A 14805-nucleotide genomic window follows, 5' to 3' on the forward strand; every position below is an offset into this window, starting at 1 on the left:
TATTACCGGAAATCTAGATATTGATTGGAAGCTAGCCAAAGTTTGACTCTGACCTTGGGGGAAGGTCTAGATTAAGAGCAGTTAGCGTGATTCAGAAAGTGGAGAAAACCATGGGATGTTGTAATCAAGCGCCAAAGGGCGGCACTGGCAAGCTCTCGTATTTGTTGGGGTTAGTCGCTGTGTTGTTTGTTGGGATCTTGGTGTTAACCGCTGTTTTTGGCTAAGTCAGAGACAATAAAAAACACGCTCGTGGGCGTGTTTTTCGTATCTTTAGTCTGGCTTTAAAAACGGGTATTAGCTAAACCGATGCCGAAGAAAATAAACAACCCCCCACTTACGTAGTTCAGCCACTTGCTTGTTTTCGAAGAAGTGAGCATGGCCTTAACCTTAGTGGCAAAGAAAATCACAAACAAAAACCAACTAGCAACGATGCTTGCCTGAAGAGCACCCAACATGATGCTTTGCTCGAGAATATGTTCAGGTTGCACAAACTGAGGGAAGATAGAGAGGTAGAACAACACGATTTTTGGATTAAGCAGGTTAGTCAATAGTCCCTTCACAAAGGCTTGCTTGAGAGTCTGTTCCTCGATTTTACGGTCGAGTTTTAACTTTTGGTCTGCCAGTTTAAGCCCACTTCTTAGGTTATTGATGCCCAACCAAATTAAGTATGCAACACCCATCCACTTTAATATGTTGAACGCCAGCGCTGATTGTGAAAGCAACAAGCTCAACCCTTTTGCGGAGACAAAAGCGTGGATCAGAAAGCCAAGTGCCACACCGAAAATATTGGCAATAGCAAAGCGACGACTCTGCGTAAGTGCGGTAAATAAAATGAGCAATGCGTTAGGGCCGGGAATAATGGCCAAAAAGAAGACGATTCCGCCAAAAGCCAGCAAGGTGTCGAAGTTCATGGAGGTTCCAATTACAGCAAAGGATTGGCATCAATGATTAGTTAGCGAGACTGTACACTTCTGAATGGAGAAAAACAAACGTTTACATCGAGTAGTGTTAAAAGAAAAAGGAGGGCCATATCATCGAGGATGCAAACCTGCACCCAAAAGAAGCCAAGCGCACTTTTCTCCCTATGATTTGATTCTTCCTATTCTCTTCTTTTAGCAAAATAGTTAGCAATTTGTTTCAATTCGACGAATATCACGCCCTTTTTGTTCAACTTGATAGTGTCCACCGCAATCTCAGAAAGTTCTTATTGTGTAACGTATTAAAGCGCCATAGAATCCGCGCGCTTTAGTTTTTGTAATAAGTACAGTCAATGTTAATTGCTATTCGCATTTAGCGTTGTTTTTAAGGATTAATAAGACGATTTCGTCTGATGACACATTCATGAATAAGCACACAGCACCAAAATTCAAGGTAGAATTTTTGGCACCTCGCTACTGGGGCACATTGATCATTATTAGCATCATGTACCTTCTTAGCCTCCTCCCATTTCGTGTACAACTCGCGCTAGGACGCGGAATTGGTCGTATTGCGATGCGATTAATGAAAAAACGAAAAGTCACGATCAAACGTAATTTAGAGCTGTGTTTTCCAGACATGAGCCAACAAGAGCGTGAGGCGATTTTAAAAGACAATATCGATAACGCGGGCATCGCCTTGTTTGAGACCGCCATGGCGTGGTTTTGGTCAGACAGACGTGTGAGTAAGCACGTAACGATTGAAGGAATGGAACACATTGAAGCGCTAGAAAAACAAGGTAAGGGCGTTTTAATGTTAGCGGTTCACTCAATGAACCTAGAGCTAGGCGCTCGTGCGTTTGGTATCAAAAAATCGGGCTCTGGGGTTTACCGACCAAACAACAACCCATGTTTTGATTACTTTCAATACAAAGGACGTTCTCGTTCGAATCGAACTTTAATCGATCGTAAAAACGTTAAAGGGATGCTTGAAGCGCTCAAAACGGGGCATCGTGTATGGTACGCACCAGACCATGATTACGGTACTCGTCGTTCTACGTTTGCGCCTTTGTTTGCAGTAAAGCGCGCTTGTACCACGACGGGAACCAGTTTGCTGGTGGATGCGACGGATTGTGCGATTGTGCCGTTTACCATGGTTCGCGAGAGCAATGGCCAATACAAGTTAACCATCAGTGCTACAGTGGAGGGGTTCCCGAAAAATGACCCAGACCAAGCGGCCGTGTTCGTGAATAAGATTGTCGAGCAGTCCATTATGGCGAGTCCGAGTCAATACATGTGGCTACATCGCCGCTTTAAAACACGACCGGATGGCGAATGCTGTTTGTATAAACCTCGACTTGCTCCGGCAATGTAAATACCAAGCCCAGACATTGTTCTGGGCTTTCTTTTATCTGTCGATTCAATTCTGCATAGTTGTTTGCCACAATAGCCATGATGAATTACCAGGGGCGAGTCATGCTGACAGGGTTGAACCACATTACGATAGCGGTGAGTGATTTAGAACGGTCGCTAGCGTTCTATATTAAAGCGCTCGGTTTTAAAGGGCATGTAAAGTGGAAGCGCGGTGCGTATCTCTCATTGGGTGACCTTTGGCTTTGTTTATCGGTCGACAAGCCCGACGAAAAACATGATTACACCCACATCGCTTTTACTGTTTCACAGCAAGATTTTACCGACTTTACCAACACACTTATCGAGTTGGGTATTCGCCAATGGAAAGAGAATAAAAGTGAAGGGGATTTGTTATACATCCTTGATCCTGATGGCCACAAGTTAGAAATCCACACTGGCGATTTATACTCGCGATTAGAGAGCATAAAGCATCAACCTTATGAAGGGTTAGAGTGGCTTTAGGAGTGTGCAGATGAGATTATTTTTCGCGCTTACCTTTGATAAAAAAAGCAAGTCAAAGCTCAAGCAAATTCAAGAAAAGTTAAAACAGCATGGGATAGTAGGGCGATATACTTGCAAAGAAAACTTCCATATTACTTTGGCTTTTATTGGTGAATCGACACAGGAGGAGTTTGAGCAACTAACGAAGATTCTTCACAATCTGAAGTCTTCTTGCAAACAGATTACTGTTGACCATCTAGGTTCGTTTTACCAAAGTGGCAGACAACTAGCGTGGTTGGGTATTGAAGATAATCATGCTGTTACCAATCTGCAAACTGAACTGATAGAAGCATTGGAACAGGATGGCTTCGCGACGGAGTCACGACACTACGTTCCGCACATTACATTAGCTCGTCATATCGATAAGCAAGCACCACTGGATGATGTAAAGATCTTACCACTGCCGTTACCGATTGACGCTATCGCACTAATGGAAAGTAAAACGGTAGAGGGTAAATTGATTTATCGAGCAATTGCAGAAGTTGCTTGTTAGTCGTTAGGATAAAATTTACGTTATTGATCGTGTTAGCCAGAGCTAGGGAGGTAGAGAATGGAAACTCTAAATTATCAGATGGATGGTGAATCAGTGCAGGCGCTGCGATCCATCATAGGACTAGAATGTAAAGTGATGATGAGCAGTGAAGGCGCTGGCTTTGAATCGAATACAGTGACGAGCCTGTCTCCTCTATTTTTCCAGATACCTGCCGGTTTTATTGAGTTAAGCAACGATTGGTATACCAGCCCTCAAGGGCATGACTTTCATTTGCCCATTGCAAGATTTATTCATGAATTGAATCCAAAAGACGTTAAGGCAGGGCAACTTGAGGGCGTAAAGCTTTTCGAAGCATCTAAGGCAATAGAATTTATAGAAGTCTTTAGTTTACGCAGTCGTAAAGCAGTAAAAGAAAACTTTACTGATAAAGTCTTTGTCCCTTCTTCAGAGGTTGTCATTTATGACTTTGGCTTCAACATTGTATTTGTTGATGGTGCTTGTATCTCGCTCAAAACGGAAGACGATTCTATCTTAGGTGCATGGCTTATGTCTGATGAACCGATAGAGCCATATCATGTTGAAGATATTTACGAGGAAACGTTAGAAACTCGAATCAGGATAACAAGCTAATAAAATGAGCAGCACTGGGCTGCTCATTCTACTTTTGCTTTCGCTACTATTATAGGTAACGGTTTTCTAAGTGCGTTTTAAAGTGTTTTGCGTTTAGCACTTCACCTGTTGCTTGTGTTACCAAATCATCGGTCGAGAACAAGCTGCCTTTACTCCAGATGTTGTCTGATAGCCAAGTGAAGATTGGTGATAGGTCACCGGAGCGAATTGCGCCGTCTACGTCAACCGTTTGCTTCATCGCTGCCATAAACTGCGCTGCATACATCGCACCTAACGTGTATGACGGGAAGTAACCGAAGGCACCATCTGTCCAGTGGATATCCTGCATACAACCATTTTTGAAGTTACCTTCAGTTGATAGACCCAAGTACGCTTTCATCTTTTCGTTCCACAACTCTGGAACGTCAGTGTGCTTGATCACGCCGTTCATTAGGTCGCGTTCAATCTCGTAACGTAGGATAACGTGAGCAGGGTAAGTCAGTTCGTCAGCGTCTACACGGATGAAGCCTTTCTCTACGTGAGTATAAATCTTCGACAAATTGTCTTGTGCAAACTCTGGGCCTTCAAAGTGGTTAGATGCCAGACGTGCTAAGTGCTCTACAAACGCTTGGCTACGACCAACTTGCATTTCGAAGAACAGAGATTGAGATTCATGAATGCCCATTGAACGAGCTTGACCAGCCATTGTACCAGCCAGCGATTTTGGCAAACCCTGCTCGTAACGAGCGTGCCCCGTTTCATGTACGATGCCCATCAAAGATTGCACGAACTCTTTTTCATCGTAGCGAGTGGTAATACGGACATCCGTTGGTACGCCACCACAGAATGGATGGACACTTTCATCGAGGCGACCGTGTTCAAAGTCGAATTGAAGCAGCTTCATGACTTCCAGGCCCAACGCTTTTTGCTTCTCAGCAGGATAATGGCCGTTTGGCAGCAGAATGTTATTGCCTTTTTGCTTTTCAATGGCGTCATCAATCATGGATGGGAGCCACGTTTTTACATCTGCGAATAGCGCATCTAGAGATGCCGATGTTGTGCCCGGTTCATACAGTTCTAGCATTGCATCATATGGCGATGTACCAGCCGCTTCTGCACGAATTTGCGCTTCTTCCTGAGAAAGTTTTACCACTTCAGCCCAGTTTTTTTCGAAGCCCGCCCAATCGTCGTTACCACGTTGGGTGCGCCATGCGTGTTCACATTTAGAACCTGCTAGCGATTGCGCTTGCACCAAAGATTCAGGCAGTAGGTTTGCTTGTTGCCAATCGCGTTTCATTTCACGCAATACGGCTTGATCTTGTGTTGATAATGACTCTTCTTCTGCTTGTGCAAACAGGTCACCTAAATGAGGTTGAGTCATAAGAGAGTGCATATGCACCTCTAGTTCAGCCATCGCGTTAGAGCGGGCTTCTGCACCGCCTGCTGGCATGACGGCTGCTTGATCCCACCCTACGATTGCAGATAGGTGACCAAAGTTAGAGACTTTTTTTGAATGTTCGACGAGTTTTTGAAATGCGCTCATGTGACTACTCTTTTTATGTTCTTTCCTTAAACGCCCCAAACGGGGTCCTTGAACTTGACGTTCGTACCTCTCGACATCGATGCAGAGAAAAAGGCAGCATCAAGACAATGTCGATAGAGATGTATGTCTAATTTACTATTTATTAACAAATAATGCAGGTCTATTGTGCACAAATTCAGGCACTTGTATAGATAAGCGAGAGGAGCTTAGCGGTGTGATGAGTTGGCAAAGATACTCAATGTGCTTGAGTTCATCGCTTTAACATGACAGACCTTTTGTCCAAACTCTCCACGGTTTGAGCGAGCTCTCATCTCGACACAGTGTGACTTTCAACGACTTAGATCACAAAAGTTGCTTGCGCATTAAATGTTTTGACGGTATTGATGTGGAATACTTAATCACTTATTACAAAAATATGGATATTTTGAATTTTGAGGCATTTTTGATTGCCATTACGATTTTGACGCTCACGCCGGGATTGGACACCGCATTGGTAATTCGTAATACAAGCCGTTCAGGCCTTAAGGAGGGCTGTACAACTAGTCTGGGAATTTGCTTTGGTCTATTTGTTCATGCACTGTTTTCAGCGATCGGTATTTCTGCCGTTCTGGCTCAATCTGCTGAGTTGTTTCAGATGGTCAAAATGGTAGGCGCAGCTTACTTGATTTGGCTGGGGCTAAGCAGCTTGCGCGCATTGATGAAGTCAAGCAGTGGTATTGCTGTCTCTGAGCAAGCGCATCAAGCATACAGTGGTAAACGTGCATTCCGTGAAGGCTTCCTTTCTAACGTTTTAAATCCGAAAACGGCGGTATTTTATCTCGCATTTTTGCCCCAGTTTGTAAATCCTGAAGGCTCTCCACTGCTGCAATCTATGCTGATGGCATCGATTCATTTCATCATTGCGATGGTGTGGCAATGTGGCTTAGCTGGCGCATTGAACTCAGCAAAAACACTGCTGAAAAACGCAAGTTTCATGAAGTGGATGGAGGGGGCTACGGGGGCTGTACTCGTGGCGCTTGGTATTAAACTACTTGTAGAAAAACCAGCCTAATGCGTGTTCTTATCCGAATTGTCATTGCCTTAGTTATCTTTATTGCTCTGATGCTTGGCGTTGTTGCTTGGAAGACGGTACCTCAGCTGAACTTCGCTGAGAAGGGAATGAGATGGGATTGGCATTGGTCTTATTTTGAGCCGTTTTCAAATGGCATTCAAGCCACGCGAACGCAGGACACAAAACAGCTGTTGCTACGACGCGTTTATTTGCAAGAGTCAACGGCGGTGTTTGTCGGTACCACGCTAGACAATAAGTTCGAGATTGATGTCGTTAACCAGGAGCTGTGTGAACCAGAAAGCAGTAAATGGGTTTCGGTCTCTGTCAACGGTCAGCCTATGTCTCATGTCCCTATGGTGTGTGAAGGTTCGGGAGAGAGCTACATTTATCGCTTCGTAGGTAACAAGCTAAGAAGTTTAGAATTTGGCATTGATGACCATTTTATTAGAGAGGACTTCAGCCAGTGGCCGATTTCGGAAATCAAGGCCGATCAGTTTAAGCAACAACACTCTGCATTCTTTAATAAGCAAGGTGAGGGCGAGGAGCATCAATGGCTAAGAGATTAAACCGTAGATGCTGAGCTTCTATCTGACGCTGAATACAAAGAAAAGAGACAAGCTACTTGGCCTGTCTCTTTTTTCATGTGCTTTAATCTAGAGGTTGAATGAGTAGGCGAGCGGAATGGAAACCAAGTTGCTCTAAAGATCTAGCGTCGAAGTCTGTTAAAACAGTAACACTGCCTACTTGAATTTGCTGCGGGGTTGAACCTTCAGCCCAATGCAGAGGAGCATCGACGGTTAATTCTTGGCCGACGTCTATCATCCCGGCATATTGTGATTCAGCCTCGAAAGTTCCGGAGACGTGAGAATGGTATGGGCGTAAGCTCTCTCCTGCCGCATATTGCATCAAGGCTAAGCCATGGGTATGAATTGCCCAACTCCAATCCCACCATTTGGTCTCCCCAGGAATGTATCTATGATCCCACTGATAACGGATGTTTTCGCTGAGTTCGCTTGCTCTTCCCATGGTGAACGTATGAGAACTGGTCGGTCTATTTTCTGGATGAGTGTGCCAAGCATTGCCACTATGACGTAAAAAACCATCGAACCTTACGCGATAACTGATATCTGTGCGAATACGAAATGGGTACGAAATGTGAGAGCGATACAACTCGATTTGAATTGGCAAAATTGAGTGAGCGGGAATCGTAAGGTTCGCTTCTCGATTTGCTGAACTGGTACTTGTGCCACTGTTGAAGTCCGAGAATGACTGATTGGCATCGACCGATACATTAGGGTGAGTATTCCCAATTTTTGGCCATTGGAATGCATCATCAATGTAAACACTTTGGGCAAATACGGAATGGTCAGTTTTATACCAACTTGTTGATTGGTCGACATCAAACTGAACGTTAATGTGTTTGGGCTTGTCCTGCGTATTGATTGCGTACGCGGTGATCGTTGTCAGTTTTTCCTTGGTTGACTCAGAGACATCACTATGTGAAAAATGTTTTGGGTTGAGATGGTAAGCGAAATCTTGAATGGTAATTTTGGTTTTTTCATCGCATCGGTCACCATTGCATGAGCCGTCACTATTGCCTTGTATTTCCCAGCGACCATTCACGCGGTTGACGACCATGTCATCACCCACAAACTTTCCTTGGTTCCCGCTAAGCCATGCGTAACCAAGGGTATGGGCGAGATAACTGATAGGACGAACAAAGTTCTCATCACTTGCCACAAGGTTATGTTCAATTTCAGTGGTACTACCCTCGGTGATGGGCATTGAGACGTTACGAGGGAGTCCCGCATTTGGATGGATAGGGTGGCACCATGTTTTATCACTCGCTTGTTCAGACTTAATCTCCCCATGATAGCCTTCGCCCATGATAGCCCAGCCATTTTGTAGCCCGACGATGTCCCATGTTTGCATCCGAGACAAAATGGAATCTCTGTGCTCGAGCGCTTCGTAATGCGTGATCAAGCGATAACCTGCGCGACATTGGTGATTTTCCAACTTGTCGATAACAAGTTGATCAGAATAGATTTTACCGTGTGCAATCGTCGATAAGAAAGAAAGTGCAAGCGTCATACTGAGCTGCGTACTGACGTTAGGCATATATACAATGTCCTTTATTTTAATGATTGAGTTGGTGCTTTATGGTTTTCTGACCTAAAAGCGGGCGTACTCTTTCATATAAAACAAGTCGAAAAACACTGAAAAAAATTGAAAAATAATTCCTCTTAGTGTCAGAGGGTTAGCCTGATGAGAGTGTCACTTTAGCTGGAATGATTGATGTTTCTGAGGAACAAGCAGAGGAGGGGGAACCAAAAGCATAGCATTAAATTCTCAAGGCAGAGTTTTCAATACTATGCTGACACTGATTCGTCGGGGGCTAAAGACTAATCTAACCACTTAATGACGTTATCCCACAGCTTTGGGTCGACATCGCTTGCGTCTACAAGTTGCTTGTCCATAAAAGGTTGTTGGTACACCTCAGATTCGCTCATTATTCCCAAAGTCTTAAACTGGCGGAAAAAACGTAAAAGGCGCATGACTCGGTCGAGGCGCTCATCTTGATGAACACAACGATTAATCACAAATCCAATCTTAATTTGACGTGACTTAAAGATATGTTTTTCGATCAGCGTATTGATAAACGGCAAAGAGGCATGAAGATCGATGGGTGAAGGCTGCATGGGAATCACAATGTAATCAACGTATCGTAGATAGCGCACTAAGTCGCTCTCCGAAAAATTTGCGGGAGAGTCGATCACCACATAATCCGTGGAGGTGCTTACCTTCAACGTGACTGCGATGTTTGAGAGGCTGCGAAGGGAAGGGTTGTAGCTTTGATTAGGTAATGTATCAATACCTTCAGCCCAGCGATTGGTAGATTGTTGCTTATCGAAATCTACCAGCTCTACAGTATAGCCAATATTGATGAGTTTGCTTGCTAAACTGGCGGAGAATGTCGACTTGCCCACGCCACCTTTTAGGTTCAATACGATGATCTTTTTTGCTTTTGAATAAGCAATACTAGTCTGACGTGGTTTGGCAAATGAAAGCAAACTTTTTCCCCAACAGTGATAAATCGAAGCATTATGTCCAAATTGTTAACTTAATTGGTTAGCATTCCATAAAATGATTTATTAATGATGCTTATCTCAGTAATGGCTTAAGCGCACAAAAAAGCCCGTGAAGGGGGAGTCACGGGCAAGGATTGGGGGATTTATTATTATCGTTATTTAACTTAGTCTACTGCTTGTATGCTCATCTGAGCACCTTCAAAACCAAGAGCGCTTAGCTTGCTAGCATCGAAGTTTGTGGTGACTTCGACATCGCCAACGCGTTGTGTTGTACCTCCAGACAGGGTATCCGTAGAGCTAGCACGTAAACCAAGTGGGCTTGACTGACCAATTTCTATCGTACCTGCGTATTGTGATTCCGCGTAGAAATCACCAGATACATAAGAGTGGAATGGACGTAAGCTTGCGCCCGTCGCATATTGCATGCTGCCTAATCCTGCTTCACGGATTGCCCAACTCCAATCCCACCATTTTACTTCGCCCGGAATGTAGCGGTGATCCCACTGATAACGGATATCCGCAGATTGCTCGCTGCCTCTACCCATGGTGAACGTGTGGCTTCTGTCTGGGCGATTGTCAGGGTGGGTATGCCAAGCATTACCACTCCAGCGCAAGAAACCATTAAAGTTTACGTCGTAACTAATGTCTGCGTTGAATCGGTAAGGGTAGGAAATGGTTGAACGATACAGCTCAATGCGCACTGGCAGTTCAGAGTTTGCAGGCACCATAGGTCGAGCTTGTAAGGTCACGTCTTTGCTGGTGGATGCACCGTTGGAGTTAGAAAAGCTCTGGTTAGCATCGAAGGTGATGCTTAACTTGGTTTTACCAACCAAAGGCCACTTAAATTCGTTCTCGGTTTTGACCTGTTGAGCAAAGCCATAGCTATTGGTTTTTGACCAGTTTGTTGATTCTGTGAGTTTTAAGTCGACAACAATTTGTTGCGGGGTATTACTGTAGTTTCTCGCTGTCGCCCAAACGGTATCGACCAGTTCGCGCTCAGACTCAATCACTTCGCCATGCCAAAAATTCTTATCGTTTAGGGTATAGGCGAAGTTATTCACAGTGATTTTTGTTTTTTCGCCACAACGGTAGCCACTACAAGAGCCGCTGTTGTTGCCTTGAATTACCCAACCGTTACCGACGCGATCGATCTTCATGTCTTCACCCACGTATTGGCTATTGTTACCACCAACCCATGCGTAGCCAAGATAGTGGGCTAGGTAACTGAGTGGACGAACGAAGTATGAACGGTCTGTCACCAATTCGTATTGGACATCGATCTCGCCACCTTCAGGAACAGCAATGGCAGAATAATTTGGGATTTCAGACTGCGTTTCATCAGGGTAACAAAAGGTCTTACCGTTCGGTAAGTCACGCTTAATCAAACCATTGTAACCCGGTCCCATGATCACCCAATCACCTTTTAGGCCGGTAATTTGCCACTGTCCCATGCGGGCGAGCAGTGCACTTTTTTGTTCTTCCGCTTCATATCGATCAAGTGGACGATAGCCTGAACGGCAGACATCTTCGCCGAGTTGATCAAGAACGATTTGGTCGGGGTAAATTTTCGCCTGTGCGCCAGTTGCGAATGTAGATAGGATAGCTGCTGACAAAAGGCTGATGGTGATGTTTCGCATGAACGTTCCCTCATGATTGCATTTTTATATTGTTTTATAAGCCGCTCTTGTTGCGGTCATAACCACCTTTTCATGTTGATAGGTTTGATAATACTGAAAATAATTGAAATATTATTACCCGTTTATTCAGTTGCTTATATTGTTTTCATTGTCATTAGTTGGTTATTGAAATCGATTGCTTTTAATTAATAAGGAAATAGATTCCTAACCAAGTTGGTTTAGAACGCTATTAATTTATGCCTTTAAGCTGAATGGTGTTACTAAAATAACGATAAGGAGAACATTTATACGTTTTTAACGGAGTAAAGTTTGATGTTTATATCAGTGGTTTCTAATCTGTATCGATGTAATAAAACATAGACACACCATGAGTGAGGGTAATGAATATTAGTAAGTGCTATTTTTTATAATGATAAATTAGATAAAAAGCAGAGAATAATGATAATCAAACATACCTCATCCATGAGGAATTTGCGGTCGTAACGAAAAGTTCAGATAGCCATTTATCTTTTAGCAAGAAGTTTTGTTCGGCCTGTTTGTTTATCTCTAATGAGTGAGAAAACCTCGTTCTGGTGAATTATCTCGAAGTCGAAATAGATGGGGTCATCATTTAAAACGAGATAGGGCGAGAGGAACGAGTCGTTAATGGCTGGACGTATCTCTTGTACGGATAACAAATTCATTTTGCCCGATATCGATAGGTTTACGTCAGAGTACGGTCGGGACGTGCCTTTGAAGCTCAGGATGATCGGGTTAGACATGGACTCATCTTGCAATGAGGCAATGTGTGTAATCGTACGGTGGTTGACTCGAGTTAATCCATCAATACGTAGGATGTGATCATCAGGCAGAATATCAACAATACTGTGGTGATAACGATTATCCTCGGCGTTATGACGACAAGGTAGATTCCAGGCCCCAAGGAACAATAGGCAAGACAGGGCAACAGCGATATAGGGTTTCATCGTCTCTCCTCCGCAACAAACTGAGCAATGGTCTTCGAGGCTTGCTCAAACTGGTCTGGTGTGTAAAACACATTGATTGACTTTCGCGTTTTTTTATTAAGCCAGGAGAGCCCAGAAAATCCGCTATTTTCTTCAATATAAACAACACATTGGCATTGGTTCTCTGCGAGTAACTCTTGAACTCGGAGTGATAATGAGGTGCTAGGAGACATATAGACTTCAAGCGAGCCCACGGTATGTTCATTGAGCAACTTACTGAACTGAGGGTGGCTATAAGAGCTGTGATATTTACTTGCTACCATTAGAACGGCGGCAAACAAGAAACTCAGTGACACAACATAACAAACTAGGTTTCGATAGCCCGGCTTTTGCTTAGCGGCATACGCGGGCTGAGAGGTTTCTTCTGGTTTAGCTGGAACTATTTCCTCTCTTGGGGCGTTGATGGTGACGAGACACTCATTCAACAAGACGTCCTCCACCAAGCGATATCCGACCTTTGGAACCGTGAGAATAGGGGAGTCTTTGATACCGATTTTGATAAAGCTTTGTCTGAGTACGCTGATACTTTTGGCTAGCGAAGTTTCACCGATGTACTCATTTCCCCAAGCGAATTGAACAATGTCTTGTTTTTTCACAACCTCTGGGGAGCGTTCCAGTAAAAGGGTAAGAATCTGCGATTCTCGGTACCCAATCTTTATTGTTTTTTCACCATTAGAAAGCGTGTTTTTAATAGGGTTATATAAGTTCATACGACAGTTTTTGTTTTTATAATAAGCAAGGGGAAACGAAAAAGAACATTACACTTTACTTTGTGTGAATAGGCGTCACAAAAGTCACATTTAAATATGAATTAGTTAATACCTAATTTTCATTTTATAAAATAAAGCACAATAGTCGCTAAACATCAATCTCGTGTAGTACCAAACTTAAACGAATTGAAAAACTTTCAGATGAATCTCACCTATTTCGGTAATGGCATAATGGTTTAGTATCTACTAATTTATCGAACGGCTTATGGTGAAATAATTGTTTTCATATATCGTCATAAGACTTGTTAATTTGTAATATCTTCAGGGTTATTAAGCGAATGGAAAATTAAATGGGGAAAGGGAATTGGAGGTTAGAAAAAGATGGAATTCAAGCCAAGAAAAAGCCCGCTGAATTCAGCGGGCTTAAAGTTTCTAGCTTGGCTTATGCTTTCACTGCATCAAAATCATCCGATTGAGATGACGGTTTGAAGAACAGTTTTGTTTCTTCCAACACCACATGGCGCAGAGCAATCAAACCAATCAGGTTAGGAATTGCCATCAGGCCGTTTACGATATCAGCCAGTAGCCAAATCATATCGAGGTGAAGGAACGCGCCAGATGCCACCAAACCAACGAAAATCAGCTTGTATGGAAGCACCGCTTTGGTACCGAATAGGAACACAACGCAACGCTCGCCATAGTAGTTCCAACCAAGAATGGTGGTAAACGCGAAGAACATAAGACCGATAGACACCAGCATTGGGCCAAATGTTTCTGCGTTTAGGCCTACTGCAAATGCATGCGTTGTCATCGCTGCACCAGAGAAGTCACTTTGCCAAGCGCCTGTCAGGATCAAAGCTAGACCAGTCATAGTACAAATTATGATGGTATCGAAGAAGGTACCCGTCATAGAAATCAGACCTTGCTTAACACAAGAATCCGTTTTCGCTGCTGCGGCTGCCATTGGCGCACTACCCAAACCAGATTCGTTTGAGAACACACCACGTGCGATACCAGATTGGATTGCCAGCATAATGCTTGCACCCAAGAAACCACCCGTTGCTGCGGTTGAGGTGAATGCAGACACCAAAACCAACTCAACTGCGCTCAGCAATTGGTCCGCGTTCATGATGATCACACTTAAACACGCCAGCACGTAAAATAGCGCCATTGCTGGAACCACTTTACCCGCTACGCTCGCAATCGACTTGATACCACCTAAGGTTACAAATGCCACTAGTAGCGTCAGGACAAAAGCAGACAGTTCACGGTTTACACCAAGAGAAATCTCGCTTGCATCAAGAATCGCATTCACTTGAGGGAAGGTACCGATACCAAAACAGGCAACGCCCAATGCAAATACCGCGAACATGATAGCCAGCGCTTTCGAGCCAACACCATATTGCAGGTAGTACATAGGACCACCAATCATTTGGCCTTTGTCGTCAACACGACGGTATTTCACCGCAAGAAGACACTCAGCGTATTTGGTTGCCATTCCAAATAGGGCAGCTAGCCACATCCAGAATAGAGCTCCAGGACCACCAAGTTTGATTGCGGTAGCAACACCAACGATGTTACCTGTACCAATGGTTGCAGACAGCGCAGTACATAGCGCTGCAAAACTAGAAACGTCACCCTGTTTATCAGATGACTTATCTTTACTGAATACCATCGCTAACGCAGTTGGCAGGTGTTTAAATTGGATCAAGCCTAGGCTAAAAGTGAAGTAAACACCGGTACCCACGAGCAAAAGCAGCAGTGGTGGACCCCAGACAAAGTTATCAATGGTTTGAAGTAAAGATTGTAGGTCGTTCATGATTTCCCCTTAATAAAACAAC

15 protein-coding genes are annotated in these 14805 nt (G+C 43.8%); 7 read left to right on the forward strand and 8 right to left on the reverse strand.

What is annotated here, in order from left to right:
* Positions 1 to 86: 86 nt before the first annotated feature.
* Positions 87 to 224: a hypothetical protein gene (locus GXP65_RS03295; RefSeq protein ID WP_162091939.1), complete on the forward strand. Its 138-nt coding sequence runs from the start codon at positions 87 to 89 to the stop codon at positions 222 to 224.
* 57 nt (positions 225 to 281) lie between these two features.
* Here GXP65_RS03295 and GXP65_RS03300 read toward each other — a convergent pair whose 3' ends face one another.
* Positions 282 to 911: a LysE family translocator gene (locus tag GXP65_RS03300; RefSeq protein WP_045401778.1), complete on the reverse strand. Its 630-nt coding sequence runs from the start codon at positions 909 to 911 to the stop codon at positions 282 to 284.
* Positions 912 to 1341: 430 nt separating this feature from the next.
* Between GXP65_RS03300 and GXP65_RS03305 the strand changes: the two genes are divergently transcribed.
* The 4 genes from GXP65_RS03305 to GXP65_RS03320 all read left to right on the forward strand — a co-directional run bounded on the left by GXP65_RS03305 (position 1342) and on the right by GXP65_RS03320 (position 3951).
* A complete protein-coding gene (locus tag GXP65_RS03305; RefSeq protein ID WP_162091989.1) occupies positions 1342 to 2289 on the forward strand; it encodes an LpxL/LpxP family Kdo(2)-lipid IV(A) lauroyl/palmitoleoyl acyltransferase in 948 nt (315 codons plus the stop codon).
* Positions 2290 to 2390: 101 nt separating this feature from the next.
* Positions 2391 to 2789 carry a fosfomycin resistance glutathione transferase gene (gene fos, locus GXP65_RS03310; protein ID WP_162091990.1) on the forward strand — a complete coding sequence of 133 codons (399 nt, stop codon included), beginning with the start codon at positions 2391 to 2393 and terminating at the stop codon, positions 2787 to 2789.
* A gap of 10 nt (positions 2790 to 2799) precedes the next feature.
* A complete protein-coding gene (gene thpR, locus GXP65_RS03315; protein ID WP_162091991.1) occupies positions 2800 to 3321 on the forward strand; it encodes an RNA 2',3'-cyclic phosphodiesterase in 522 nt (173 codons plus the stop codon).
* 57 nt (positions 3322 to 3378) lie between these two features.
* Positions 3379 to 3951, forward strand: a complete 573-nt coding sequence (locus tag GXP65_RS03320) for a hypothetical protein (RefSeq protein ID WP_162091992.1) — start codon at positions 3379 to 3381, stop codon at positions 3949 to 3951.
* 49 nt (positions 3952 to 4000) lie between these two features.
* Here GXP65_RS03320 and GXP65_RS03325 read toward each other — a convergent pair whose 3' ends face one another.
* Entirely contained in the window at positions 4001 to 5473 is a 1473-nt protein-coding gene (locus GXP65_RS03325) for a carboxypeptidase M32 (protein WP_077200672.1), read from the reverse strand.
* Between the two features lie 415 nt (positions 5474 to 5888).
* Here GXP65_RS03325 and GXP65_RS03330 point away from each other — a divergent pair, with 415 nt between their 5' ends.
* Positions 5889 to 6524, forward strand: a complete 636-nt coding sequence (locus GXP65_RS03330) for a LysE family translocator (protein WP_162092056.1) — start codon at positions 5889 to 5891, stop codon at positions 6522 to 6524.
* Positions 6524 to 7090, forward strand: a complete 567-nt coding sequence (locus tag GXP65_RS03335; RefSeq protein ID WP_162091993.1) for a threonine transporter RhtB — start codon at positions 6524 to 6526, stop codon at positions 7088 to 7090. The genes GXP65_RS03330 and GXP65_RS03335 overlap by 1 nt, the downstream gene beginning before the upstream one ends.
* An 82-nt stretch (positions 7091 to 7172) precedes the next feature.
* Here GXP65_RS03335 and GXP65_RS03340 read toward each other — a convergent pair whose 3' ends face one another.
* The 6 genes from GXP65_RS03340 to GXP65_RS03365 form a co-directional block, all read right to left on the reverse strand.
* A complete protein-coding gene (locus tag GXP65_RS03340) occupies positions 7173 to 8642 on the reverse strand; it encodes an aerolysin family beta-barrel pore-forming toxin (protein ID WP_162091994.1) in 1470 nt (489 codons plus the stop codon).
* A 284-nt stretch (positions 8643 to 8926) separates the two neighbouring features.
* On the reverse strand, positions 8927 to 9595 hold the full coding sequence (locus GXP65_RS03345) for a ParA family protein (RefSeq protein ID WP_162091995.1): 669 nt from the start codon (positions 9593 to 9595) through the stop codon (positions 8927 to 8929).
* A gap of 182 nt (positions 9596 to 9777) precedes the next feature.
* A complete protein-coding gene (locus GXP65_RS03350) occupies positions 9778 to 11250 on the reverse strand; it encodes an aerolysin family beta-barrel pore-forming toxin (protein ID WP_162091996.1) in 1473 nt (490 codons plus the stop codon).
* Between the two features lie 503 nt (positions 11251 to 11753).
* A complete protein-coding gene (locus GXP65_RS03355) occupies positions 11754 to 12215 on the reverse strand; it encodes a hypothetical protein (RefSeq protein ID WP_005433926.1) in 462 nt (153 codons plus the stop codon).
* Positions 12212 to 12964, reverse strand: a complete 753-nt coding sequence (locus GXP65_RS03360; protein ID WP_162091997.1) for a winged helix-turn-helix domain-containing protein — start codon at positions 12962 to 12964, stop codon at positions 12212 to 12214. The genes GXP65_RS03355 and GXP65_RS03360 overlap by 4 nt, the downstream gene beginning before the upstream one ends.
* A 442-nt stretch (positions 12965 to 13406) precedes the next feature.
* Positions 13407 to 14783, reverse strand: a complete 1377-nt coding sequence (locus tag GXP65_RS03365; RefSeq protein ID WP_005433933.1) for a sodium:alanine symporter family protein — start codon at positions 14781 to 14783, stop codon at positions 13407 to 13409.
* Positions 14784 to 14805 lie beyond the last annotated feature (22 nt).

This window comes from Vibrio sp. LB10LO1 (genome assembly GCF_010092875.1).
GTDB classification, from domain to species: Bacteria; Pseudomonadota; Gammaproteobacteria; order Enterobacterales; family Vibrionaceae; genus Vibrio; species Vibrio campbellii.